The organism is Brevundimonas sp. 01N35, assembly GCF_056399785.1.
Window position 1 is genome coordinate 171,392 of record NZ_JBFTRZ010000001.1, and the last position, 20,554, is coordinate 191,945.

Genomic DNA, 20,554 nt, shown 5'->3' on the forward strand with positions numbered 1-20,554 from the left:
TCCGCGTCAAGCCGAGGAAACGCCGTGAATCGCAACGCCGCTCGGGATAGACAGCCCCCATGCCCTCCCCGCCGCCCGCCCTGCCCGCCAGCCGCCTGACGGCCGCCCTGCCCTATCTCGCCCTGCTGGGCGGCATGGTGTCGCTGGCGGTCGGCACCTCCTTCGCCAAGGGGCTGTTTCCCATCGTCGGCGCCGAGGGGACCTCGACCCTGCGCGTCGGCCTGTCGGCCCTGGTGCTGCTGGCGCTCTGGCGGCCGTGGCGGTTCCGCCTGACCCGCGCCGACGCCGGGCGGGTGGTGCTGTACGGCCTGGTCCTGGGGTTGATGAACCTCAGCTTCTACATGTCGCTGCGCACCATCCCGCTGGGCCTGGCCATCGCCATCGAGTTCGCCGGGCCGCTGAGCCTGGCGCTGATCCATTCGCGGCGACCGGTGCATTTCCTCCTGGTGGGCCTGGCCGTCGGCGGCCTGGCCATGCTGCTGCCGATCTGGAGCGGGGTCGAGGGATTGGACCCGGTCGGGGTCGGTTTCGCCGCCGCCGCCGGCCTGTGCTGGGCCCTCTACATCGTCTTCGGCAAACGCCTGTCGCACATGCACGCGGGCCAGTCGGTGGCCCTGGGCATGAGCACGGCCGCCCTGGTCATCATCCCCTTCGGCGTGGCGACGGCGGGGGTCGCGCTGCTGGCGCCCTCGGTGCTGCTGCTGGGCCTCGGCGTCGCCCTGGTGTCCAGCGCCCTGCCCTATTCGCTGGAGATGATCGCCCTGCGCCACATCCCCAAGCGCACCTTCGGCGTCCTGCTCAGCGGCGAACCGGCGGTCGGAGCCCTGGCCGGTCTGGTGCTGCTGCACGAACAGCTCAGCCCCCTGCAATGGCTGGCCATCGCCGCCATCATCGCCGCCTCGATCGGCGCCGTTCTGACGGCGCCCCGGGGCGAGGCTCAGCCCCTGGGCGAACCCGGCGCCCCGGCCTGAATCCTGGCGAGAGGGCGCGCTTTTCCTCCCCATTCCATGGGGAGGTGGCGCGGACGCGCAGCGTCCGTGACGGAGGGGCCTCTTCAAGGCAGAGCGCTGCCCCAGCCCCTCCACCGCAAAGCCTGTCCTTGGGCTTGCCGGAGGCAAGACCCGAGGGCGGTCCCCCTCCCCATTTCATGGGGAGGAAAGACGCCGATCCCGCGCCCCAGCTTCACCGCTCGTTAACCACGATGGCCCATGCGTTAACGGGTAGATTCTAGCGGCTGCGGTCAGGCCCCCGACCCAGCCCGAGGGGCCCTTTCTTTGCGTAATCTCGTCGCCGCCGTCGAAGCGATCGACCCGCTGGTCGTCACCGGCAAGGTGGCGGGCGTCAGCGGCCTGCTGATCGAATCGCGCGGCGGCCTGTCGCGCCTCGCCGTCGGCGCCCGGGCCGAGATTCAGCGGCGCGGCCAGCCCCCCCTGCCGGCCGAGGTCGTCGGCTTTCGCGACGCCAAGGCCCTGCTGATGCCGTTCGGCCCGGTCGAGGGCGTGGCCCCCGGCGCCGACATCAAGATCATCGACCAGGCCGCCAGCGTGCGCCCGACCACGGCCTGGCTGGGCCGCGTCATCGACGCCTTCGGCCAGCCCATCGACGGGCTCGGCCCGCTGCCGCAAGGGCCGGTGCCCTACCCCTTGCGCGCCGCGCCGCCCCCGGCCCATTCGCGGGGACGGGTGGGCGAGCGGCTGGATCTGGGCGTGCGCTCGATGGACGTCTTCACCACCACCTGCCGGGGTCAGCGCCTCGGCATCTTCGCCGGTTCGGGCGTGGGCAAGTCGGTGCTGCTGTCCATGCTGGCCAAGCAGGCCACCTGCGACGTGGTCGTGGTCGGGCTGATCGGCGAGCGGGGCCGCGAGGTCCGCGAGTTCATCGAGGAGACCCTGGGCGAGGAAGGCCTGAAGCGCGCCATCGTCGTCGTCGCCACCTCGGACGAGCCGGCGCTGAAGCGGCGCCAGTCGGCCTACATGACGCTCGCCGTCTCCGAGTACTTCCGCGATCAGGGTCTGGAAGTCCTGTGCCTGATGGACTCGGTCACCCGCTTCGCCATGGCCCAGCGCGAAATCGGTCTGGCCGCGGGCGAACCGCCGACGACCAAGGGCTATACCCCGACTGTCTTCACCGAACTGCCCAAGCTGCTGGAGCGCGCCGGACCCGGCCCGATCCGCGCCGACGGCACCACGGCGGGACCGATCACCGCCCTATTCACCGTCCTGGTGGACGGCGGCGACCATGACGAGCCCATCGCCGACGCCGTGCGCGGCATCCTCGACGGCCACATCGTCATGGACCGCAAGATCGCCGAGCGCGGCCGCTTCCCCGCCATCGACGTGCTCAAGTCAGTCAGCCGCACCCTGCCCGGCTGTCAGACCCCGCCCGAGCGCGAACTGAACCGCCGCGCCCGTCAGTGCCTGTCGGCCTATGCCAACATGGAAGAGCTGATCAAGATCGGCGCCTATCGCACCGGGGCCGACCCCATCGTCGACCGCGCCATCGCCCTGAACCCCGCGCTCGAGGACTTCCTCGGCCAGGACAAGGACGACCACACCTCGTTGAGCGAAAGCTTTGACCGTCTGGAAACCATTCTGAACCAAGGAATGGTCTGACCGTGATCTGGAACACCTTATGACCGCCTGGGCTCAATCCTTGATCCGCATCTCCAACTACGAAGTCGAGACGCTGCAGAAGCGTCTGGCCGAGGTCGCCGCCCGCAAGGCCGAGGCCGAAATGCGCGTCGCCGTCCTCGACGCCGAGGTCGAGATCGAGCGCCAGAACGCCCGCCTGGACCCGACCTCCAGCCTGATGCTGCAGGCCTATCTCAACGGCTGGAAGCTGAAACGCGCCGACGCCGAGGGCGTGGTCGCCGCCGTCGCCGCCGAAGAGGAAGGCGCCCGCGACGCCCTGACCAGCGCCTTCGAGGAACTGAAGAAGTTCGAGCACGTCGCCGAAACCACCCGCCTGAACAAGCTGATCGCCGCCGCCAAGCGCGAAACCGCCGCCTTCGACGAAATGGGCCTGCGCCGACGTGCGGAGGGGTAGGCCCCGCACCTCTGCCTCCCCCTTCCCCCTCGAGGGGGGAAGGGTCGGGGATGGGGGTGGAGCCGCCGACGCTTCCGGGTTGAACGCGGGTGACGTCGCCCTAGCCCCACTCGGCCGACCGACTACCTTCACCCCCTCCCAACCCTCCCCCCTCGAGGGGAAGGGCTTTAACGTGTCGCGCCGCGCCTTCCTCGCCGCCCCCATCGCCCTGGCCGCCTGCGGTCCTCCCGGCCAAGCGGCGCCGCCGGTCGCCGACGGCCCCGTCCCCGCGCTGAAATCCCTCGCCCCCTTCCCGGTCGGCGCGGCCTGCATGACCGGCCATCTGTCGGACCCGGTCTGGGTGCGGCTGGTCTCCGAGCACTTCTCCCAGCTCACGCCCGAGTGGGAGATGAAGATGGAGTACATCCTCCAGTCCGACGGATCGCTGCGCTTCGACGCGCCGGACCGCATCGCCGCCTTCGCCCGCGACCGGGACCTGCGCCTCTTCGGCCACGCCCTGATCTGGTATGCGCAGGACCACCCCTGGTTCAGGGCCCTGACCGGCGACCGCGCCCGTTTCGCCGCCGAATACGACCGCTATATCGCCGCCGTCGCCGGCCGCTGGCGCAGTCAGGTGGTCGGCTGGGACGTGGTCAACGAGCCGGTGACCCAGGACGGCGAGCGCTTGCGCGACTGCGTCTGGAGCCAGGGTCTGGGCGGAACCGACGCCTACATCCTCCGCGCCTTCGAACAGGCGAAGCTGGCCGCGCCCGACGCCGTCCTCTTCCTCAACGACTACGACCTCGAGAACAATCCGGTGAAGGGCGCCACCTATTTGCGTCTAGTCGAGCGGCTGCTGAAGGCCGGCGCCCCGGTCAGCGGTCTGGGCACGCAGAGCCACCTCGACATCGACATTCCCGCCGGCCAGGCCGTCGCCTTCATCCGCGAACTGGCCCGGTTCGGCCTGCCGATCCACGTCGCGGAACTGGACGCCTCGCTGCGCACCGGCGACCGCCTGTTCGACCTGAAGCCGCGTCGCGACAGGATCAGGCAACAGACCGCCCGCGTCGCCGAACTGGCCGAGGCCTTCATGGCCCTGCCCCGCGCCCAGCAGTTCGCCTTCACCGTCTGGGGCGTGCGCGACAGCGACAGCTGGCTGCGTCGCGGGTCCGAGGACGACGGCAAGGACAGCCCGCTGCTGTTCGACGCCGCGGGCAGGGCCAACCCCATGTTCCACGCAGTGGCGGGGGCTTTAGCAACCTGATCCTTCTCCCCTTGCGGGAGAAGGTGGCAGCCCTCGGACTTGATCCGGGGGCTGACGGATGAGGGGTCGCGCGACGCCTGCCGACGCCCCCTTCATCCAGCCGCCAGAAACCCCTCATCCGAGCGCCTCCGGCGCCCACCTTCTCCCTCAAGGGGAGAAGGACACACAGCAAAACGCCCGCCGGTTTCCCGGCGGGCGTTTCAAGCTCTAATCCTGAGTGGAGGCCCCAGGTCGTAAATCAGGCGGCGACGCTGACGGCGCCTTCCGACGGGTCGCGCAGGACATAGCCCCGGCCCCAGACGGTTTCGATGTAGTGTTTGCCGTTCGCCGCCGTCGCCAGCTTCTTGCGCAGCTTGCAGATGAAGACGTCGATGATCTTCAGCTCGGGCTCGTCCATGCCGCCATAGAGGTGGTTCAGGAACATTTCCTTGGTCAGGGTCGTGCCCTTGCGGAGCGAAAGCAGCTCCAGCATCTGATATTCCTTGCCGGTCAGGTGCACGCGGTGACCGTCGACCTCGACCGTCTTGGCGTCCAAGTTCACGGCGATCTCGCCGGTGTGGATGATGGCCTGGGCGTGACCCTTGGAACGACGGACCACGGCGTGGGTGCGCGCGATCAGCTCGTCCTTGTGGAAGGGCTTGGTCAGATAGTCGTCGGCGCCGCCGCCGAAGGTCTTGACCTTGGTCTCGATCTCATGCGTGCCCGACAGGATCATGACCGGCGTATTGATCTTGCCGACGCGCAGCTGACGCAGAACCTCGAGGCCGCTCATGTCGGGCAGGTTCAGGTCCAGCAAAATGAGGTCGTAGTCATAGATCTTGCCCAGATCGATGCCTTCTTCACCCAGGTCGGTCGTATAGACGTTAAAGCCTTCCGACTTGAGCATCAGTTCGATGCTCTGGGCCGTGGCGTGATCGTCTTCAATCAGCAGGACGCGCATTCATGCCCCTCCAGGCAAAGCTTTGGCTCGGCCGCCAAGGGAGCGACAGCCGGGTAACCTTGTTCCAACGTTAACGGGTCAAAACCTTAAGAAGGGTTAACGGGTCCCGATATGAAACGCTTAGGCTGATTTGCGAATCGCCGTCGAGAGTCCCGAGTCAAGGATTCGTTAATTTATTAACCATGCGGCGCGACATGCCCCCTTGACGCGCGAGCCATCCCCTGCCGCGCATCCAATGCTCCACAGCCGATCCCGCGCCCGACAAGGCGAGACGACCGCTTCTGACGTTCGTTAGGACAACATTCCTAACTCACCCCTCGGCCCAGGGCACGATGGGGAAAGACAAACGAGCGTTCGGGAGCCACTGACGACATGATTCCTTTTCCAGCGGAGCCTTATCGAGCCGAGCCCTACCGCGTGCCGGTGACCGAGGGCGACCGCATCCGCGCCGACGCGGCCCTGCATCTGTCGGCCCTGGCCTTCGGCGTGCCGGTGGCCGAGATGCTGCGGCGCGAGCGGGTGCGCCCGCGCGCCTGCCGCACCCGCTGGTCGGCCATGTATCTGGCCCATGTCTCGTTCGGCTGGCCGCTGGAGCGGGTGGCCCACGCCTTCGGCCTGAACCGGGCCACCGCCTCGACCGCCTGCCGCTGGGCCGAGGACGAGCGCGACCGGGACAAGTACGACCGGGTGATGGACGGGCTGGAGGCCTGCCTGCGCGCGGTGATGGAGTTGCCCGCCGTCGATCTGGCGCCGACCAATGGAGCCAGCCGATGAGCCGGGTTCTGGAACGCGCTCGCTCTCTGCTGGACCGACCCGGCGCCTGGCTGGACCAGTCGGGCGCCGCCTATCCCCTGCGGCTCGGCGGCGACCGGCGCGGCCGGGTGGTGCTGACCCTGGACGAGACGGCGTTCCGCGCCCTGGTCGAGCGGCCGGGCCTGCGTCAGCGCGACGGGGGCGGCTGGCTGCCCCGCCCCCGGCCCGCGACCAACACTTCGCTGTCGCCATCGCCGTCGCCGGGCCGGCCCGGCGTGATCGAGGGCGAGCGCGCCGTCATGGAGCCTGACGGCCGCGTTACGACCCGCCGCGCCAATCTGGGCGAAAGCCCCGTCGCCTGGCTGGCCCGGCGCAAGGACGCCTCCGGCCGCCCCTGGCTGACCCCTGCCGAGGTCGCAGCCGGCGAACGGCTGCGCGCCGAGGCCGAAATCGCCCTCAGCGGCCCGTTCCTGACCATGCGCTGGGACGCCCTGCCCCGAACCGGCGGCGGCAGTTCAGCCCGCGGCGAGCCCACCGACCGCGCCCTGTCCGCCGCCGCCCGGGTCGAGGCGGCCCTGACCGCCTGCGGCCCGCGCCTGCGCGCCATGGTCGAGCGCGTCTGCATCCACGGCGCCTCGCTGCAACTGGCTGAGGAATCGCTGTTCTTGCGCCGCCGTCAGGGCAAGACGGCCCTGAAACAGGGACTGCAAGCTTTGGCGGAGCACTATGGAATCGGGTGAGCCGGACGCGCCCGCAACAAAAACGTGCGTTCGGAAAACTTGGTTATCAAAAGGTAAAGAACCCTGTTACCGCTAAGGTCACATTATCGCCTGGAGGGGTTTGACATGCGTGGATTGGTTCTGGCGCTGATGCTCGGCGTCTGCGTTCCTGCCTTGGCCATGGCGCAGACGCCGGCGGCCCCGACGCCGGCAGCTCTGATCGCCGACACGCCCCAGAAAACCAGTTCCGGCGCCAGCTTCACCGCACCCCAGGCCTGGAGCGTGACCAGCGCGCCGGGCCAGATCATCCTCACCCCGCCCGAAGCGGATGGTCGCCTGGCCATCATCGACATTCCCCAGGCCTCTGACGCCGCCGACGCCGTCGCCAAGGCCTGGCAGGGCCTGCAACCCGGCTTCAACCGGCCGGTGCGCCTGACGACCCCGCGCCCGGCGCGTAACGGCTGGGATGAGCGGTCGCTGGTCGACTACGAAACCTCGCCGAACGAGCGCCTGGCGATCCAGGCGCTGGCCCTGCGCGCCGGTTCGGCCTGGACAGTCATGCTCATGGAGCTCAGCGAGGCCACCGCCGAAAAGCGCGGCGCCGCCGCCAACCTCGCCATCCAGAGCCTTCGCCCTGCCGGCTATTCCCGCGAAACCTTCGCCGGTCGTCAGGCCCATCCGCTGGACGCCGCGCGGATCGAGCAGATGCGGGCCTTCGTCGAGACCTCTATGGCCGAACTCGGCATCCCCGGCGCCGCCTTCGCCCTCTATGACCAGGGCAAGATTGTCTATGAGGGCGGCGTCGGCGTCCGTGAGGTCGGCAAGCCAGAGCCGGTCGACGCCCACACCCTGTTCATGGTCGCCTCCAACACCAAGAGCATGGTCACCCTGCTGCTGGCGCAACTGGTCGACGAGGGCAAACTGCGCTGGGATCAGCCGGTCACCGAGATCTATCCGGCCTTCAAACTGGGCAGCGAAGCGACGACGCGCAGCGTTCTGGTCCGGCATCTGGTCTGCGCCTGCACCGGCCTGCCCCGCAAGGATATGGAATGGCTGTTCAACACGCCGCCCGGCACGTCGGCCTCCACCACCTTCACGCAACTGGCCGCCACCGAGCCGACCAGCGGCTTTGGCGAAGTGTTCCAGTACAACAACCTGATGGCCTCGGCCGCCGGCTATATCGGCGGCCATCTGGTCCACCCCGACCTCGAACTGGGCGCGGCCTTCGACGCGGCCATGCAGGACAAGATCTTCAATCCGCTGGGCATGAAGGACACGACCTTCGACAGCGCCCGCGCCGAGCGCACGAACCACGCCCGCCCCCACGGCGACGGCCTGTCAGACAAACCCCAGATCGCGACGATGGACCTCAACTACGCCGCCTGGTCCGATCGCCCGGCGGGCGGCGCCTGGTCGTCGGCCCACGACATGATCCTCTATGTCGAGAACGAACTGCGGCAGGGCGCCCTGGCCAATGGCGGGCGGATCGTCTCGGCCGAAAACCTGCTGGCGCGACGGGCGCCCAGCGTCCCGACCGGCGAGGACGCCTTCTACGGCATGGGGCTTCAGACCACCCAGACCTGGGGCGTGCCCGTCGTGCATCACGGCGGCAGCCTGGCCGGCTACAAGAGCGACATCATGCTGCTGCCCGAAGCGGGCGTCGGGGCGGTGATCCTGGCCAACGCCGACAACGGCCAGATGCTGCTGCGGCCCTTCATGCGCCGCCTGGTCGAGGTGCTGTACGACGGCAAGCCGGAAGCCGCCGCCGATGTCGCCGGGGCCGCCCTGCGCACCCGCACCGCCATGGCCGAGTTCCGCAGCCGACTGTCCACGCCGCCCGCCGCCGCCCCTACGGCGGCCTTGGCCGAGACCTACTTCAACCCCGATCTGGGCAGGCTGACGGTGCGTCGTGAAGGGGCGGACGTGATCTTCCAACTCGTCACCCTGAGCACCCGCGTGGCCAGCCGCGCCAACGACGACGGCACGGTCTCCTTCATCACCATCGACCCGACCAACGAAGGCCTGGAATTCGTGGTGGCCGACAAGGACGGCCAGCGCGCCCTCATCACGCGCGACAGCCAGCACGAATATGTCTTCAGCGAAACCGTCGGGGCGACGCAGTGACGGCCAGAACCTAGACCCCCGTTTGGGCCGCCGCCGCCTCGCGGATGCGGCCCACCATGCTGTTCAGGCCGTTGGCGCGCTGGCGGGTCAGGGCCGAAGGCAGGCCCAGGCGGTCCAGCGCGGCGCGGGCGTCGAAGGCGAGGATCTCGGCCGGCGTGCGGCCGGAATAGAGCTTCAGCAGCAGGGCGATATTGCCCTTGGACAGGGCGCTGTCGCTGTCGGCGTCGAAGAACAGCCGCCCGTCGGCGCGGCGCGTCGACAGCCAGACCTGGGCGGCGCAGCCCGGCACCTTGTTGGCCTCGACGCGCGCATGTTCTGGCAGGGGGGCCAGGCCCTTGCCCAGGTCGATGACGTATTCGATCCGCCCTTCCCAGTCGCCCAGCAGGTCGAATTCCTCGACCAGTTCGGCCAGGGTCTCGTCGAGGGTCTGGGCGGGAATAGCGTCGGTCGTGCTCATGAGGGGCGACATAGGCTCGACCGGCGTTGACGACAACCGCCGCCCTCATCCCCGGCTTCGCGCCCTGCGCCAGTTCGGGACAATCGCCCGCGAGGCGAGCGGCCTAGGGCGCGGCGCCGTCCGAGTCTAGACTGCGGGCCCTGAATCAGTCGCGCAAAGCCCCGGATTGACGCCACCCGCCGCCCCGTCCCGCCCGACCGCCCCCCTCGCCGACGACGCGCAGGGCGGACCGGCGCTGGCCGCCTGGCACGCCGGCTGGGCGACGGCGGTCGGCCTGACCGCGCTGGGAGCCGCCTGGCTGGGCGCGGACGCCCCCGTTCAGGGGCTGGACGCCCCCGCCGCCCTGACCATCGCCACGCCCGGCCTTCTGGGACTGGTGCTGCTGGGCCGCGACGGGCAAGCGGTGCGCGCGGCCCTGCTGGCGGCCTGGTCGCTGGCGGCGATCGCGGCGGCGGGCCTGTCGGGCGGACTGACGGGATCGCTAGGCGGCTTCGTCTTCATGCCCCTGGCCGCCGCCATCGCCCTCGGACCGTCGCGACTGGCCCCGTTCGGCGCCCTGGCGACAGGGCTGGCGGTCCTGTCGGGCCTGACAGCGGCCGCAGTGACCGGCCCGCGCGAGGCCGCGCCCGTCATGGCCGCCGTCTCGGCCCTGCTGACGACCGCCGCCGCCGCCCTGGCCTTCCGCCTCAGCGCGGCCCGCCAGACCCGTCGCCTGGCCGCGTCGGTCGCCGCCGTGGCCCAGGTCGAGACGGTGCTGGCCGGCCAGCCGGGACTGACCCTGGTGCTGGACGCCGCTGGCGGGGCGCTGGCCGCCTATGGCGCGGCCCCGGCCGCCCTGCCGGTCGATCCCCTGTTCGAAGACGGCTTGGTCTCCGCCGTCCATGCGCCCGACCGCGCCGCCGTGCTGGCCGCCCTGGCCAAGGCCCGCGCGGGCGGCGAGGCGCAGGTGCGCTTCGCTCCGCGACTGGCGCTGGACCGCCGCATCCTGATGGTGCTGCGTCGGCTCAGCCCCGCGACAAGCGGCGATGAGCCGCCGCGCCTGATCGCCCTGGCGCTGGACGCCACCTTGGCGCACGCCCGCGAAGCCGGGCTGGACGCCGCCCGCGCCGAGGCCGAGGCCCAGAACGCCGGCAAGTCCCGCTTCCTGGCCAATATGAGCCACGAACTGCGCACCCCGCTGAACGCCGTGCTGGGCTTCTCCGACATCATGCGCCAGCGCCTGTTCGGCCCCATCCCCGACCGCTACGCCGACTACGCCCAGTCGATCCACGAAGCGGGCGGCCACCTGCTGGACCTGATCAACGACGTGCTCGACGTCAGCCGCATCGAGGCGGCGCGGTACGAGCTGAGCATCGAACGGTTCGACGTGCGCGAGGTGGTCTCCGCCGCCGTCGCCCTGGTGCGGGTGCAGGCCGACGACAAGGGCGTCGATCTGGCCGCCGTCCTGCCGCCAGAGGCCCTGACCGTCGCCGCCGACCGCCGCGCCCTGAAGCAGATCACGCTGAACCTGCTGTCCAACGCCGTGAAATTCACCCCCGCCGGCGGGTCAGTGACCGTCAGCGCCGAGGCGCTTGGGACGCATCCGGGCGCCGACCTGGAGCTGACCGTGGCCGACACCGGCGTCGGCGTCGCGCCCGAGGACCTGGCCCGCCTGGGCCGCCCCTTCGAGCAGGCCGGCGGCGCCGAGCAGAGGGCGCAAGGCACCGGCCTCGGCCTGTCGCTGGTCCGGTCCCTGGCCGAACTGCACCACGGCGCCATGGGCATCGACAGCACCCTCGGCGAAGGCGCCGCCGTCACCGTCCGCCTGCCCATTGTCGTCGCCGCCCGCGAGCCCGTCGAGAGCGAGGCCCAAGTCATCCCCCTGAACCGCAGCGCCTGATCGGGGCGGCCGCCAGCCGTGGCCAGACCAGGCTCCGGACTCGGCGGACATCCGCTACGGGTGGGTAGCGGACGATCGCGAAGGCGGCCAACCGCCCTGCTCAGATTAGTTATGATCGGTAACCGCCGGGCACGCGATAAGACGGGTGCGTTTATGGCTCAGGCTTGGTTACGGCCGGTCTTGGCGACGGAGCCAGGCTCGCAAGACTGCGACGGTCTCTTCGGGTCGGTCGATATGCAGATTGTGGGCTGCCCCGGGAACGACAGCGAACTCTGCGTCGGGCACGCGCTCGGCGAACAGGGCGGCGGTGATTGGCCGGGCCTCGTCGTACTGGCCCACGAGGAACAGGGTGCGCGGTCCGTCCAGCCTCGCCAGAAGCGCTTCGCCGTCATAGGTCTTTAGGGTGCCCGTGGCGGTGAACTCGGTTGCGCCCCACATCGCTTGGTAGACGTCGGTATTGAAGACGAGGTTCCCCGGACGGCCAAGATAGGCGACCAACGCTTCGGGCCTTGGTTGACGCCTGCCAAAGCGCCCGTTGAACTCCATCTCAGCCGCGCTACAGCGATCAACCGGCGGCGGCACCGGCGTCTCGCAGGCTGTGAGCTCGGTCTGGATCTCAGCCGGCAGAGTCCGGCGCAGCGCGTTGGTGTCGCCTAGCCAGCTTCGCGTCGAGATCAGTGGGCTGGCGAGGCACAACCCCGCCAACGCATGGGGCCGGCGCGCGCCATACTCCAGCGCGACGGTGCCGCCCCAGCTATGACCCATCATGTGCCAGCGGGGCACGCCCAGCGCCTCCCGGATGGGTTCAAGTTCATCGACAAACCGATCGACGGTCCAGTTCGCCGGATCGTTCGGCCGGTCCGACCGGCCGCTGTCGAGCTGATCGTAAAGGATCAGTCCTCGCTCGTTGATGAGAGGCAGCAGTTCAAGGTAGGAACCGTGAGTGCTGCCCGGCCCGCCGTGAGCCACCACTAGCGGCGGATGAGGACCGTTCAAAGGTCCGTTCGTCCTCACGTAGATCTGACCGCCACGAACTGGCACCATCAGCTCCCGTTCCGGGGCGAGATAGGGCGCGGATCGCGCGAAGGCTGGCGGCGCAACAGCCAGCGCGCCCGCCAGCCCCAAGAGCGTGCGACGGCTCGCGTGCGTGATCTCGTTTGTCCCCAGCATCCCTGCGACTGATCGCGTGCGGAAGTGCCGCGTCGCTAAGTCGTCCATCCGTGAGCCCCCTACGCATTAGCGAAGTTGGCTCAGTCAGTCCGCGTGGTCAAACTTGTCACGAGTTGAGCTCCAAGGGTCAGCAGTTCAACTGCACCCGCCGAACGTCGGATTAGGGTCGAAAGCGGTCCTTGCCCCTGAGCTCGAATACGGCCCCTCGACGCCCAGACCCCGTCCTATCCAGCGGGCGGCATAGGCGGCGTGAGCACAGAGGCGGTGTCGGTTTCCGCCGACAGGGTGAGGAAGGCCAGGTGGGCCTCGTATCGCTCCAGCACGTCGTCAATCACTTGCTGCCTGGTGAGCCCCATGAGGTCATAGCCGCCCGACCCCGTTTGGGTGAACACTTCGAGGCGGTAATAAACGTCGGTCTCTCGGGTCATCCGGCCGCCGAACATCGGGACTGGGGCTTCAACGACGGCGACCTGATACTGGAAGGCGCGGAACTGATCCAACGACACCCGCAGCACGGGTTCCTCGACGCCACTGGCGCCCGCCAGGGAGGCCAGTTCGACTTCATAGCCCTGGTTGCGGAACTCCGCCGCGACATCGTCCAGGGCCGGTCGCACCGTACGATCCAGGAATTGAGCAACCTGGCGCAGCGACGGGAAGGCGCGCATCCGCTCGAGCCGCTGCTTCCACGAGCGCTCGGGCAGGTGGCCGCCCGAGGGGGCGATGGTCCGTCGCCGCAGCACCTGCCCCTCCCGATCGGCGCGCTCCATCTGCAACACCTTGTAGAAGGAGGCCATCACCAGATAGGCGATGATCGTCACCGGCAGGGCGAAGATGAGCGTTGCATACTCCATCGTCGTCACGCCGCCCGCCAGCAGCATCGCCACGGCGAGCAGGGCGGTGAGCAGGGCCCAGAAGATGCGCAGCCATTTCGGCCCGTCGTGCGACGGATCAGGGATCGAGGCGGAAAAATTCGACGACACCATGGCGCCGGAGTTCGCGCTGGTCAGATAGAACAGCAGCCCCGAGAGGGTCGCCAGGCCAATCAGGAACATCGGCCAAGGGAACATGGCCAGGAGAGCATACCAGCCTTCCTCAGGGCTTTCGGCCGCCAGTCTGGCGAACGCCGCATTGCCGTGCAGCACCTCGTAGAGGGCCGAATTGCCGAACAGGGAGACGATGAAGAAGTCGCACAGCACGGGCGCCGTGATCGCTGCGATCACGAACTCGCGCAGCGTCCGCCCACGAGAAATCCGGGCGAGGAAGACCCCGACGAAGGGCCCCCACGCCAGCCAGAAAGCCCAGAAGAACAAGGTCCATCGGCCCATCCATTCGGCCCCGTCCGGCTCATAGGCTAAGGTCTGTAGCGTGCGCTCGGGAAGGGTGAAGAAGAACCGGCCGATATTCTCGACGAGGGCGTTCAGCAGGAAGGCCGTCTGTCCGGTGAAGAGGATGTAGAGCATCATCGCTGCGGCGCTCCACAGGTTCAGCTCGGAGATCCAGCGGATGCCTCGATCCACGCCTGACGTCGTAGCCGCGATGGTCAGGGCCACCGCGACCGCGACCAGGGCGATCTGCAGGGCCAGCCCGTGCTGCAGGCCGAAGATCAGCGAGAAGCCGACGCTCAGCAGCACCACGCCGATGCCCATGGAGGTGGCCACCCCGAACACGGTGCCGACCAGGGCGATGATGCTGACGCCGTCGCCCAGCGGGCCGCGCACCCGCTTGCCGAACAGCGGATAGAGGGCGGCGCGGATCGACAGCGGCATCCCCCACCGATAGGCGAAATACCCCATCGCCATGCCGAGCAGCGCATACATGGACCAGCCGGCGATGCCGTAGTGGAACATCGTCCAGATGACCGCGTCCTGCCTTGCAAAGGCGGTCCCGCCCTCGCCGGAAGGCGGGTGCAAATACTGCACCACCGGGCCGGTGACCGAATAGAACAGCATGTCAATGCCGACGCCGGCGGCGAACAGCATCGCCACCCAGGTCACGAGTTTGTATTGCGGCCGCGAATGGTCCGGACCCAGCCGCACCCCGCCCTCTTTGGAAAAGGCGACCCAGAGAACGAAGCCGATCACGATGGTGGTCGTCAGCACATAGTACCAGCCCAGGTTCGTGGCGATCCAATCCACGACCGTCTTCATCGTCAGGCGCGCGTGATCGGGCATGATGATCGCCCAGATCGAAAAGACGAGGATCACCAAGGAGGAGATCGTCACGACGCGCCAGTTCACATGGGCCTGGCGGTCCTCGACCAACTCGGCCGGCCCCTTGCTGAGATCGCTGCGCGAGACCGGCGCGTCGTCGTCGATGTGGGCCTCATGGCGCCGTCCTGTGCCGCCGAACCGGCTGCGCTCCAGCGGCGGAGGCGGCTTCGCCGCCGTCGCGCCCGGCGCCTGATCGCTTGGTCCAGGCGCCGAGCCGGGATCATCGTCGGCTGCATCGTCTGACACGACTGGTCCCTCCTGCCTCGCGACGCGTCAGTCCGTCCGATCCGCAACGGGCCGGCGGATCAGACGGCAAGCCTTTTCCAATCGCAAGGTACTCCTTGCGGCCTGGGCGCTCGAAAGCCGGGCCAGGGCCGGCAGGTCAGAGAATACGCCCGACTGGCCGAAACCAGCGCAACGCTCGATGGTTCCGGCCGGCCAGCAGAGCTTCTACAACGGCGCCCGCCGATCCGACCGACCATTTCGTCCAAATGCCAGCTCGGTGACGGGCCAGTGAGCAGACTCCGCCTAGCCGCCCTACTGCAGACATTGGGCTGGACGCCTGGAGCCGCAGGCGTCGGAAACGTCAGTTGGGGGGTGGATAGCGGGCCCATGGTTCTCGTCCGGCGGAAACGGCGTGCTAGGCGAAGCGGCGGCCGGGCCGCAAAGCGGACGTTGGCCCCTGCCCGCCGAAACCGGACCTGACGAAAGTCAGCCGAGAAGGATTGACCCTGCCATGCCGGCCGCGAGGACGACGGCCATCAGGATCAGGGCAAGTCGCGCTGATGGATGGGCGACATTAACGGTCCACCCCAGGGCGGGATTCATCTTCGGAACAACAAGGCGGGGATCATTGGGGTCGTTATAAAGTCCCCAATTATACTTATCTTGCATGGCATCAGGTTCCTTGATGACAGGAACCCTAACGCCGTTTTTCAACTTGGAAAAGAGCCGCAAATGCGGCTCGGTTGCCGATCTGAATGTCCGCAACGGGCTCGAAAGCGGACATTGCTGCGTCATCCTGAGTTAGCCGCCCGACGTCTCCGTCGATGACAGGATGACATCGTCTCTGCCGGGGAGAGCCGTTTTGGGCGTGGGTAGCTTTTTCACCAGACTGATCTTCGGCGAGGCGGGCCTGCGTCGGCGGCGTTCGCCGCGCGCCGCGCGCATCCGCGCCCTGCCGGACCGGCGCCTGATGGCCGAGGCCTATGTGCCGGCGCTGGCGGTCGAGGGCGGGCGCATCCTGTGGGTAGGCTGTCGCGAATACACCCTGGACGACTATCCCGCGCTGGAGGCGGGCGGCGGCGAGGTCTGGACCAGCGACATCGACCCGACGGTCGAACGCTGGGGGCGGACGGGCCGGCACCGCACCGGCGACGTCTGCGAGGCCGACCGCCTGTTCGCCGACCTGAGCTTCGACGCCGTCGTCTGCAACGGGGTGCTGGGCTACGGCGTCGACAGTCCCGAACAGCAGCAACGCGCCCTGGCCGCCCTGGCGGCGGTCCTGAAACCCGGCGGCCGGCTGCTTCTGGGCTGGAACACGGACAAGATCGACGACCCCGTGGCCGCCGGGCTGACCGCGTCAGACTTTGCGGCCTCGCCCCTGGGCGGCCAGCCGACGCGCGTGCGGTTCGACGCCGTGACCCATGTCTATGACAGTCTGAAGCGGGCGGCCTGATCCCCGGCCAGTCGGCCTCAGCCCTCGTCGCTGAACGGCGGCGGCAGACGCCCGGCCTTGAAGAGGATGGTCGGATGCTCGTCGTAGTCGCCCATCTCGGTGTCGGCCGAGACGGAGAAGGCGACGACGCCGAGGCGCAGGGGCGCCAGGCGCTCGGCCTTGCGGCGAGCCTCTTCGGCGTCCTTGCATCCGACCTGCGGCTCGGCGCGAAGGCCGGAGCCCTTGCCCTGAACATAGGCCTGGATGATGTAGACGGTTTCGCTTGCCATCCGTCCCCAAGGGGCCTGTTCGCCGGCGGGGTCAACCGTCTTTGATCAGGGCGCGATCCTAGAGGGCGCCCATGGCCAGGAAGGCGCGGCCGGCGGCGAAGTCGCCCGCCTCGAAACGGGCCTCGGCCACGCTGTCGTCGCGGAACAGAAACTCGATGACGAAGCTCTCGCGCGGGTCCAGCTGGGCGATGGCGTCGGCGGCCTCAACCGAGAAGGTCCAGGTCTCGCCCTGACGCACGCCCTCGCCCAGCAGGGTCGGTTCGGCGGCCTGGGCGGCGGCGGCGAAGAAGACGCTACGCACCGATTCAGGCGGCAGACCGCCGCCGGTCAGCCAGACGCGCGGCGCCTGTTCCCGGTCGCGCATGACCAGCCGCGCGGCATAGGGCCGGGGCCTGCCGACAAAGGAGACCACCGCGATCGGCGTCGTCGCCGTCGGCCCCGTTCCCGCCAGACCGAAGCGCACGGGCGAGCCGCCCGTCGCGCTGTCCTGCACCAGACGCCAGCCGACCGCCTGGCTTTCATAGCGGTCGCCGCGCCAGGCGGATCGGTCGCCGGGGAAGCTCATCCGGGCCGCGCGCGACCAGCCGGCGAAGCCCGCCTGCACCCGCGCCCGCACCTGGTTCAGATCATGGTCGTCGCACCGGGTTCGCGCCGCCTTGGACTGGGCCCGCCCCGCCGCCGCCGTCAGATCCGCCGCCTGGGTTCCCGCGCGCAGGGCCGCGCCGCGCGCCTGCAGGGCCGCCGCGTCCAGGGCCGCGATCAGCTGCGGCTCGAACAGGTCGCATTTCTGATGCGCCGCCAGCATGAAGACGCGGTCGTAAAAGGCGTCGGTTACGGCCGCGCGCGCCGCGCCGACCGGCATGGCCAGCGTCGCCAGCAGGACCGTCACGCCCAGCATTCTGCTGGCGGATCGGGGGGAAAAGCCTATCCTCATGCGCTCGACCTTAGGGCCGCAAGGTTCCGGTCCCGTGTCCAATCAGGGTTAGCGATTTGCTTCTTTCCACCGATGTCTGGGCCGGCGCCCTGATCCGCCGCGCCGAACTGGAAGGCGCCTACGCCACCGTGGTCAAGAAGGGCGACGCGCGCGGCGGGGCCGTGATCGTCAAGGCCTACAACACCGCTGACCGCACGGCGCGTCTCTATACCGAGGCCGTCGGCCAGGACGGCGAACCCCTGTGGATCCAGCCCGTCGTCAGCGACAGCGAAAGCGAGCTGGACGCCTTCATCGAGCGCCAGCGCCGCTACGACCCCGACCTGTGGGTGGTCGAGATCGAGGACCGCCAGGGGAGACACTTCCTGACGGAGAAGGTGCAGGAGGGGTAGCGAACGCACGTCTTCCCCCCATTCCATGGGGAGGTGACGCGGCGCTGAAGGCGCCGTGACGGAGGGGGCGGCGGCGCCCTGCCCGAGTTCGCGCTTCAGACGGCCGCCGTCGCGTCGCCCCCTCCACCACTTCGGGGGCCCCTCCCCACAAAATGGGGAGGAAAGAGAGGCGTCCCTCCATATCTAACGGGCCTCAAGTAGCGCGAAGCGCGGTAGGCTCAAAAGGAATGCCCTCAAGTAGCGCGAAGCGCGGTAGGCCCCGGAATAATGCCTAACCGCGCGTTCACCGCGTTCGTGAACGGGACCGCAAGCGAGTCGGCCGTAAACCGGTTTCATCGGGCCAGAACGGCCTGCGAAGTGGTGGACGGCCCATGCTGTTTCTCTTGAACGACGTCGTGTTCGACCTGGACGAGGCCTGCCCGGCTCCGAGCCATGACGTGCGGCGCTTCGAGAAGCTGGACTTCGACTATGTGCTGGAAATGGGCTGCGACCTGTTCGCCGAGGACCCGATGCTGCACCGGAACGATCCGGCCCGCGCCCGGCGTCTGGCCTGGCTGATCGCGCACAAGACCGAAGGGGTGAACGCCGCCCTGTTCGCCGCCCCCGACGCGGGATGCGCCCCCGAACTGGTCGAGCCGCGCTTCTGCGCCCTGCCCGAGATGATCATGCGCCAGCTCCAGGCCCGCGCCGCCCACGGCCGTCTGAGCCCCGTCGCCGCCGACAAGGCCGTCTGGGGACGCATGGCGGCCTGACGCCGCCCCCCTTCCCTGACACAACATCGTTCGCTATCCCTGGGAGACATCGCCACAGGGACCGTCGACGTGAACCGTTTCAATCACTTACTGCAAAGCTTGCGCCGAGGCGCGGCCGTCGCGGCCCTGTCCGCCCTGACCGCGACCGCGGCGGGGATCGCCCCGGCCCACGCCGGCTGGCTCAAGGCGGAAAGCGAACGGTTCATCGTCTACAGCGACGGCGGCGAGGCCAAGCTGCGCGCCTTCGTCCAGGAGCTGGAATCCTACGACCGCTTCATGCGCTCGCGCATGGGGCTCCAGGTCGATGAGGCCCCGCCGCGCAAACTGCCCATCTATCTGGTCGGCTCGCGGACCGGCCTGACCAAGGTCCGGCCCGACCTGCCCGAGAGCGTCGCCGGCTTCTACATGGCCACGGACGAGGACATCTTCGGCATCGCCATCCGCGACCAGGACGTGGACACGCTGAAGCACGAATACGCGCACCATTTCATGATGCAGAACTTCTCCTATCCCTATCCGGGATGGTTCGTGGAGGGGTTCGCCGAATACTACGCCACGGTCGAGGTCGAAAAATCCCGCATCCTGGTCGGCAAATACAATGAGAACCGCGTCTACTGGCTGCAGGCGGCGTCGTGGATGCCGATGTCGGAACTGCTGTCCAAGCGGCCGCTGCAGTCCAGCCGCAACCGCGAGACCTATTATCCGCTGGCCTGGCTGCTGACCCACTGGTTCCTGGGCAACGCCGACCGGCAGAAGACGCTGGACCTCTATCTGCGCGACGTGGGCGCGGGCGGCGATCCGGTCGAGGCGATGGAGCGGGCGACCGGGCTGCCCCCCCTCGAACTGCGCCGCACCCTGCGTCGCTACATGAGCGGGCGAATTCCCTATCAGGGCATGACCGTGACCTATCCGCCCGCGCCGATCACGGTGACGGCGCTGCCCCGCTCGGCCGACGACCTGCTGCTGCTCAACCAGCGGCTCAAGATCGGCGTGGCCGACGACAAGCGGGCCGCCACCGCCGAGGAGGTGCGCCGCGCCGCCGCCCGCTATCCGGACGATCCCCTGGCCCTGCTGGCCCTCGGCCACGCCGAACTGCATTTCGGCGACCCCGCCGCCGCCGAAGCGCCGCTGCAACGCCTGCTGGCGCTGGAGCCGAACAACATCGAGGCGCTGCAATACCTGGCCCGCGCCCGATTGAAGGCCGCAGACGACGCCGACAGCCCTGAAGACGCCGACCGCCTGCACGCCGAAGCGCGCGGCTTCCTCGCCCGCGCCTATCGCGCCGACGACGCCGACTACGTCACCCTGCTTCTGATCGCCGAGAACCGGAACGGCGGCGAGGGCTATCCCAACGACAATGACGTGGCGGTGCTGGAACAGGCCTTCGCCCTCGCCCCGCAACTGGCCGAGGCGCGCTTCAACCTGGCCCAGGTGCTGATGATCAAGGACCGCAACGCCGAGGCCGCCACCCTGCTTGAGCCTCTGGTCAACGATCCGCACGATCGGTCCCCCGCCGCCCGCGCCCTGCTGTTGCGCGCCAGAGGAGTCAGCGAGGCCGAGGCCGAGGCCGAGGAGGCCGCGACCCTGAAGAAGGGCGAGGCGGAGGGCGAGGACCAGCCGACCGGAAACTGACCCCGACGGTTTTTCTTCCCGTCCACGCGACCGCGAGGACGCGGTCGGACGACCCGCACGGCCACCTGATCGAACGGTGAGGCTAGAAGAGACCGAATAGGAGGTGGACCGCCGTCGCCGCCAGAACGATGACGCCGAAACCCGCCGCCAGGCAGAGGGCCGGGTGAATGTCCCGCTCCATGCGGACGGGCGGGACCTTGGCCGGATGAACCGGAGCCATGTCGTTTCCTTTCCCTAGCGGCGACGGACTCATGACCCGGCGTCTCGCGGAAACGAGGATGCCCCTAAAAGCCCCGCTTCGCGAAGGGTCTTTCACGGCATCGTGACAATCGACTTTCGGCGCGCCTCGCGCTAGTTGCG

Annotated in this window: 20 protein-coding genes; 12 read left to right on the forward strand and 8 right to left on the reverse strand. The window is 68.9% G+C overall.

The window, feature by feature from the left end; translation table 11 throughout:
• Nucleotides 1-59 precede the first annotated feature (59 nt).
• The 4 genes from AC1DJ5_RS00850 to AC1DJ5_RS00865 all read left to right on the forward strand — a co-directional run bounded on the left by AC1DJ5_RS00850 (nucleotide 60) and on the right by AC1DJ5_RS00865 (nucleotide 4,288).
• Nucleotides 60-971 (forward strand): EamA family transporter, encoded by a 912-nt coding sequence (locus AC1DJ5_RS00850; RefSeq protein ID WP_477019361.1) that lies wholly within the window; start codon nucleotides 60-62, stop codon nucleotides 969-971.
• A gap of 303 nt (nucleotides 972-1,274) precedes the next feature.
• The gene (gene fliI / locus AC1DJ5_RS00855; protein WP_477019362.1) at nucleotides 1,275-2,612 is read left to right on the forward strand and encodes a flagellar protein export ATPase FliI; all 1,338 of its coding nucleotides are present in this window, start codon (nucleotides 1,275-1,277) and stop codon (nucleotides 2,610-2,612) included.
• 19 nt (nucleotides 2,613-2,631) lie between these two features.
• Entirely contained in the window at nucleotides 2,632-3,045 is a 414-nt protein-coding gene (locus tag AC1DJ5_RS00860) for a flagellar export protein FliJ (RefSeq protein WP_477019363.1), read from the forward strand.
• A gap of 172 nt (nucleotides 3,046-3,217) precedes the next feature.
• Nucleotides 3,218-4,288 carry an endo-1,4-beta-xylanase gene (locus tag AC1DJ5_RS00865; RefSeq protein WP_477019364.1) on the forward strand — a complete coding sequence of 357 codons (1,071 nt, stop codon included), beginning with the start codon at nucleotides 3,218-3,220 and terminating at the stop codon, nucleotides 4,286-4,288.
• Between the two features lie 238 nt (nucleotides 4,289-4,526).
• Here AC1DJ5_RS00865 and ctrA read toward each other — a convergent pair whose 3' ends face one another.
• Nucleotides 4,527-5,228, reverse strand: a complete 702-nt coding sequence (ctrA, locus tag AC1DJ5_RS00870) for a response regulator transcription factor CtrA (protein WP_422676790.1) — start codon at nucleotides 5,226-5,228, stop codon at nucleotides 4,527-4,529.
• Between the two features lie 372 nt (nucleotides 5,229-5,600).
• On the opposite strand from ctrA, the gene AC1DJ5_RS00875 reads away from it, so the two are divergent.
• The 3 genes from AC1DJ5_RS00875 to AC1DJ5_RS00885 all read left to right on the forward strand — a co-directional run bounded on the left by AC1DJ5_RS00875 (nucleotide 5,601) and on the right by AC1DJ5_RS00885 (nucleotide 8,824).
• Nucleotides 5,601-6,002 (forward strand): chromosomal replication initiator DnaA, encoded by a 402-nt coding sequence (locus tag AC1DJ5_RS00875; protein ID WP_477019365.1) that lies wholly within the window; start codon nucleotides 5,601-5,603, stop codon nucleotides 6,000-6,002.
• Nucleotides 5,999-6,721, forward strand: coding sequence for a DUF6456 domain-containing protein (locus AC1DJ5_RS00880; RefSeq protein ID WP_477019366.1), 723 nt, complete (start codon nucleotides 5,999-6,001; stop codon nucleotides 6,719-6,721). The genes AC1DJ5_RS00875 and AC1DJ5_RS00880 overlap by 4 nt, the downstream gene beginning before the upstream one ends.
• 105 nt (nucleotides 6,722-6,826) lie before the next feature.
• Nucleotides 6,827-8,824: a serine hydrolase domain-containing protein gene (locus AC1DJ5_RS00885; RefSeq protein WP_477019367.1), complete on the forward strand. Its 1,998-nt coding sequence runs from the start codon at nucleotides 6,827-6,829 to the stop codon at nucleotides 8,822-8,824.
• A 10-nt stretch (nucleotides 8,825-8,834) separates the two neighbouring features.
• Here the strand turns inward: AC1DJ5_RS00885 and AC1DJ5_RS00890 are convergent, their stop codons facing one another.
• On the reverse strand, nucleotides 8,835-9,281 hold the full coding sequence (locus tag AC1DJ5_RS00890) for a SufE family protein (protein WP_477019368.1): 447 nt from the start codon (nucleotides 9,279-9,281) through the stop codon (nucleotides 8,835-8,837).
• Between the two features lie 166 nt (nucleotides 9,282-9,447).
• On the opposite strand from AC1DJ5_RS00890, the gene AC1DJ5_RS00895 reads away from it, so the two are divergent.
• A complete protein-coding gene (locus AC1DJ5_RS00895; RefSeq protein ID WP_477019369.1) occupies nucleotides 9,448-11,160 on the forward strand; it encodes a sensor histidine kinase in 1,713 nt (570 codons plus the stop codon).
• A 168-nt stretch (nucleotides 11,161-11,328) separates the two neighbouring features.
• Here AC1DJ5_RS00895 and AC1DJ5_RS00900 read toward each other — a convergent pair whose 3' ends face one another.
• The 3 genes from AC1DJ5_RS00900 to AC1DJ5_RS00910 form a co-directional block, all read right to left on the reverse strand.
• A complete protein-coding gene (locus tag AC1DJ5_RS00900; RefSeq protein ID WP_477019370.1) occupies nucleotides 11,329-12,378 on the reverse strand; it encodes a proline iminopeptidase-family hydrolase in 1,050 nt (349 codons plus the stop codon).
• Between the two features lie 176 nt (nucleotides 12,379-12,554).
• Entirely contained in the window at nucleotides 12,555-14,786 is a 2,232-nt protein-coding gene (gene betT / locus AC1DJ5_RS00905; RefSeq protein WP_441453855.1) for a choline BCCT transporter BetT, read from the reverse strand.
• A gap of 465 nt (nucleotides 14,787-15,251) precedes the next feature.
• The gene (locus tag AC1DJ5_RS00910) at nucleotides 15,252-15,434 is read right to left on the reverse strand and encodes a DUF5808 domain-containing protein (protein ID WP_477019371.1); all 183 of its coding nucleotides are present in this window, start codon (nucleotides 15,432-15,434) and stop codon (nucleotides 15,252-15,254) included.
• 199 nt (nucleotides 15,435-15,633) lie between these two features.
• Between AC1DJ5_RS00910 and AC1DJ5_RS00915 the strand changes: the two genes are divergently transcribed.
• Nucleotides 15,634-16,218 carry a methyltransferase domain-containing protein gene (locus AC1DJ5_RS00915; RefSeq protein WP_441453859.1) on the forward strand — a complete coding sequence of 195 codons (585 nt, stop codon included), beginning with the start codon at nucleotides 15,634-15,636 and terminating at the stop codon, nucleotides 16,216-16,218.
• Between the two features lie 17 nt (nucleotides 16,219-16,235).
• On the opposite strand, the gene AC1DJ5_RS00920 is transcribed toward AC1DJ5_RS00915, so the two are convergent.
• Together AC1DJ5_RS00920 and AC1DJ5_RS00925 are read right to left on the reverse strand one after the other, a co-directional pair.
• A complete protein-coding gene (locus AC1DJ5_RS00920) occupies nucleotides 16,236-16,487 on the reverse strand; it encodes a hypothetical protein (protein ID WP_477019372.1) in 252 nt (83 codons plus the stop codon).
• Between the two features lie 58 nt (nucleotides 16,488-16,545).
• Nucleotides 16,546-17,385, reverse strand: a complete 840-nt coding sequence (locus AC1DJ5_RS00925) for a hypothetical protein (RefSeq protein WP_477019477.1) — start codon at nucleotides 17,383-17,385, stop codon at nucleotides 16,546-16,548.
• Between the two features lie 92 nt (nucleotides 17,386-17,477).
• Here AC1DJ5_RS00925 and AC1DJ5_RS00930 point away from each other — a divergent pair, with 92 nt between their 5' ends.
• From AC1DJ5_RS00930 to AC1DJ5_RS00940, 3 genes are all read left to right on the forward strand, one after another.
• The gene (locus AC1DJ5_RS00930; protein WP_441453863.1) at nucleotides 17,478-17,810 is read left to right on the forward strand and encodes a DUF1491 family protein; all 333 of its coding nucleotides are present in this window, start codon (nucleotides 17,478-17,480) and stop codon (nucleotides 17,808-17,810) included.
• Nucleotides 17,811-18,181: 371 nt separating this feature from the next.
• A complete protein-coding gene (locus tag AC1DJ5_RS00935) occupies nucleotides 18,182-18,562 on the forward strand; it encodes a hypothetical protein (RefSeq protein ID WP_477019373.1) in 381 nt (126 codons plus the stop codon).
• 69 nt (nucleotides 18,563-18,631) lie between these two features.
• Entirely contained in the window at nucleotides 18,632-20,194 is a 1,563-nt protein-coding gene (locus AC1DJ5_RS00940) for a tetratricopeptide repeat protein (RefSeq protein ID WP_477019374.1), read from the forward strand.
• Nucleotides 20,195-20,276: 82 nt separating this feature from the next.
• Here the strand turns inward: AC1DJ5_RS00940 and AC1DJ5_RS00945 are convergent, their stop codons facing one another.
• Nucleotides 20,277-20,414 carry a hypothetical protein gene (locus tag AC1DJ5_RS00945; RefSeq protein ID WP_441453869.1) on the reverse strand — a complete coding sequence of 46 codons (138 nt, stop codon included), beginning with the start codon at nucleotides 20,412-20,414 and terminating at the stop codon, nucleotides 20,277-20,279.
• Nucleotides 20,415-20,554 lie beyond the last annotated feature (140 nt).

Bases quoted from the DNA above. Each gene is read 5' to 3' on its own strand.
- AC1DJ5_RS00850 (WP_477019361.1), top strand. From the start codon at position 60: ATGCCCTCCCCGCCGCCCGCCCTGCCCGCCAGCCGCCTGACGGCCGCC.
- AC1DJ5_RS00860 (WP_477019363.1), top strand. From the start codon at position 2,632: ATGACCGCCTGGGCTCAATCCTTGATCCGCATCTCCAACTACGAAGTC.
- ctrA (WP_422676790.1), bottom strand. From the start codon at position 5,228: ATGCGCGTCCTGCTGATTGAAGACGATCACGCCACGGCCCAGAGCATC.
- AC1DJ5_RS00875 (WP_477019365.1), top strand. From the start codon at position 5,601: ATGATTCCTTTTCCAGCGGAGCCTTATCGAGCCGAGCCCTACCGCGTG.
- AC1DJ5_RS00880 (WP_477019366.1), top strand. From the start codon at position 5,999: ATGAGCCGGGTTCTGGAACGCGCTCGCTCTCTGCTGGACCGACCCGGC.
- AC1DJ5_RS00885 (WP_477019367.1), top strand. From the start codon at position 6,827: ATGCGTGGATTGGTTCTGGCGCTGATGCTCGGCGTCTGCGTTCCTGCC.
- AC1DJ5_RS00890 (WP_477019368.1), bottom strand. From the start codon at position 9,281: ATGAGCACGACCGACGCTATTCCCGCCCAGACCCTCGACGAGACCCTG.
- AC1DJ5_RS00900 (WP_477019370.1), bottom strand. From the start codon at position 12,378: ATGGACGACTTAGCGACGCGGCACTTCCGCACGCGATCAGTCGCAGGG.
- AC1DJ5_RS00910 (WP_477019371.1), bottom strand. From the start codon at position 15,434: ATGCAAGATAAGTATAATTGGGGACTTTATAACGACCCCAATGATCCC.
- AC1DJ5_RS00920 (WP_477019372.1), bottom strand. From the start codon at position 16,487: ATGGCAAGCGAAACCGTCTACATCATCCAGGCCTATGTTCAGGGCAAG.
- AC1DJ5_RS00925 (WP_477019477.1), bottom strand. From the start codon at position 17,385: ATGCTGGGCGTGACGGTCCTGCTGGCGACGCTGGCCATGCCGGTCGGC.
- AC1DJ5_RS00935 (WP_477019373.1), top strand. From the start codon at position 18,182: ATGCTGTTTCTCTTGAACGACGTCGTGTTCGACCTGGACGAGGCCTGC.
- AC1DJ5_RS00945 (WP_441453869.1), bottom strand. From the start codon at position 20,414: ATGGCTCCGGTTCATCCGGCCAAGGTCCCGCCCGTCCGCATGGAGCGG.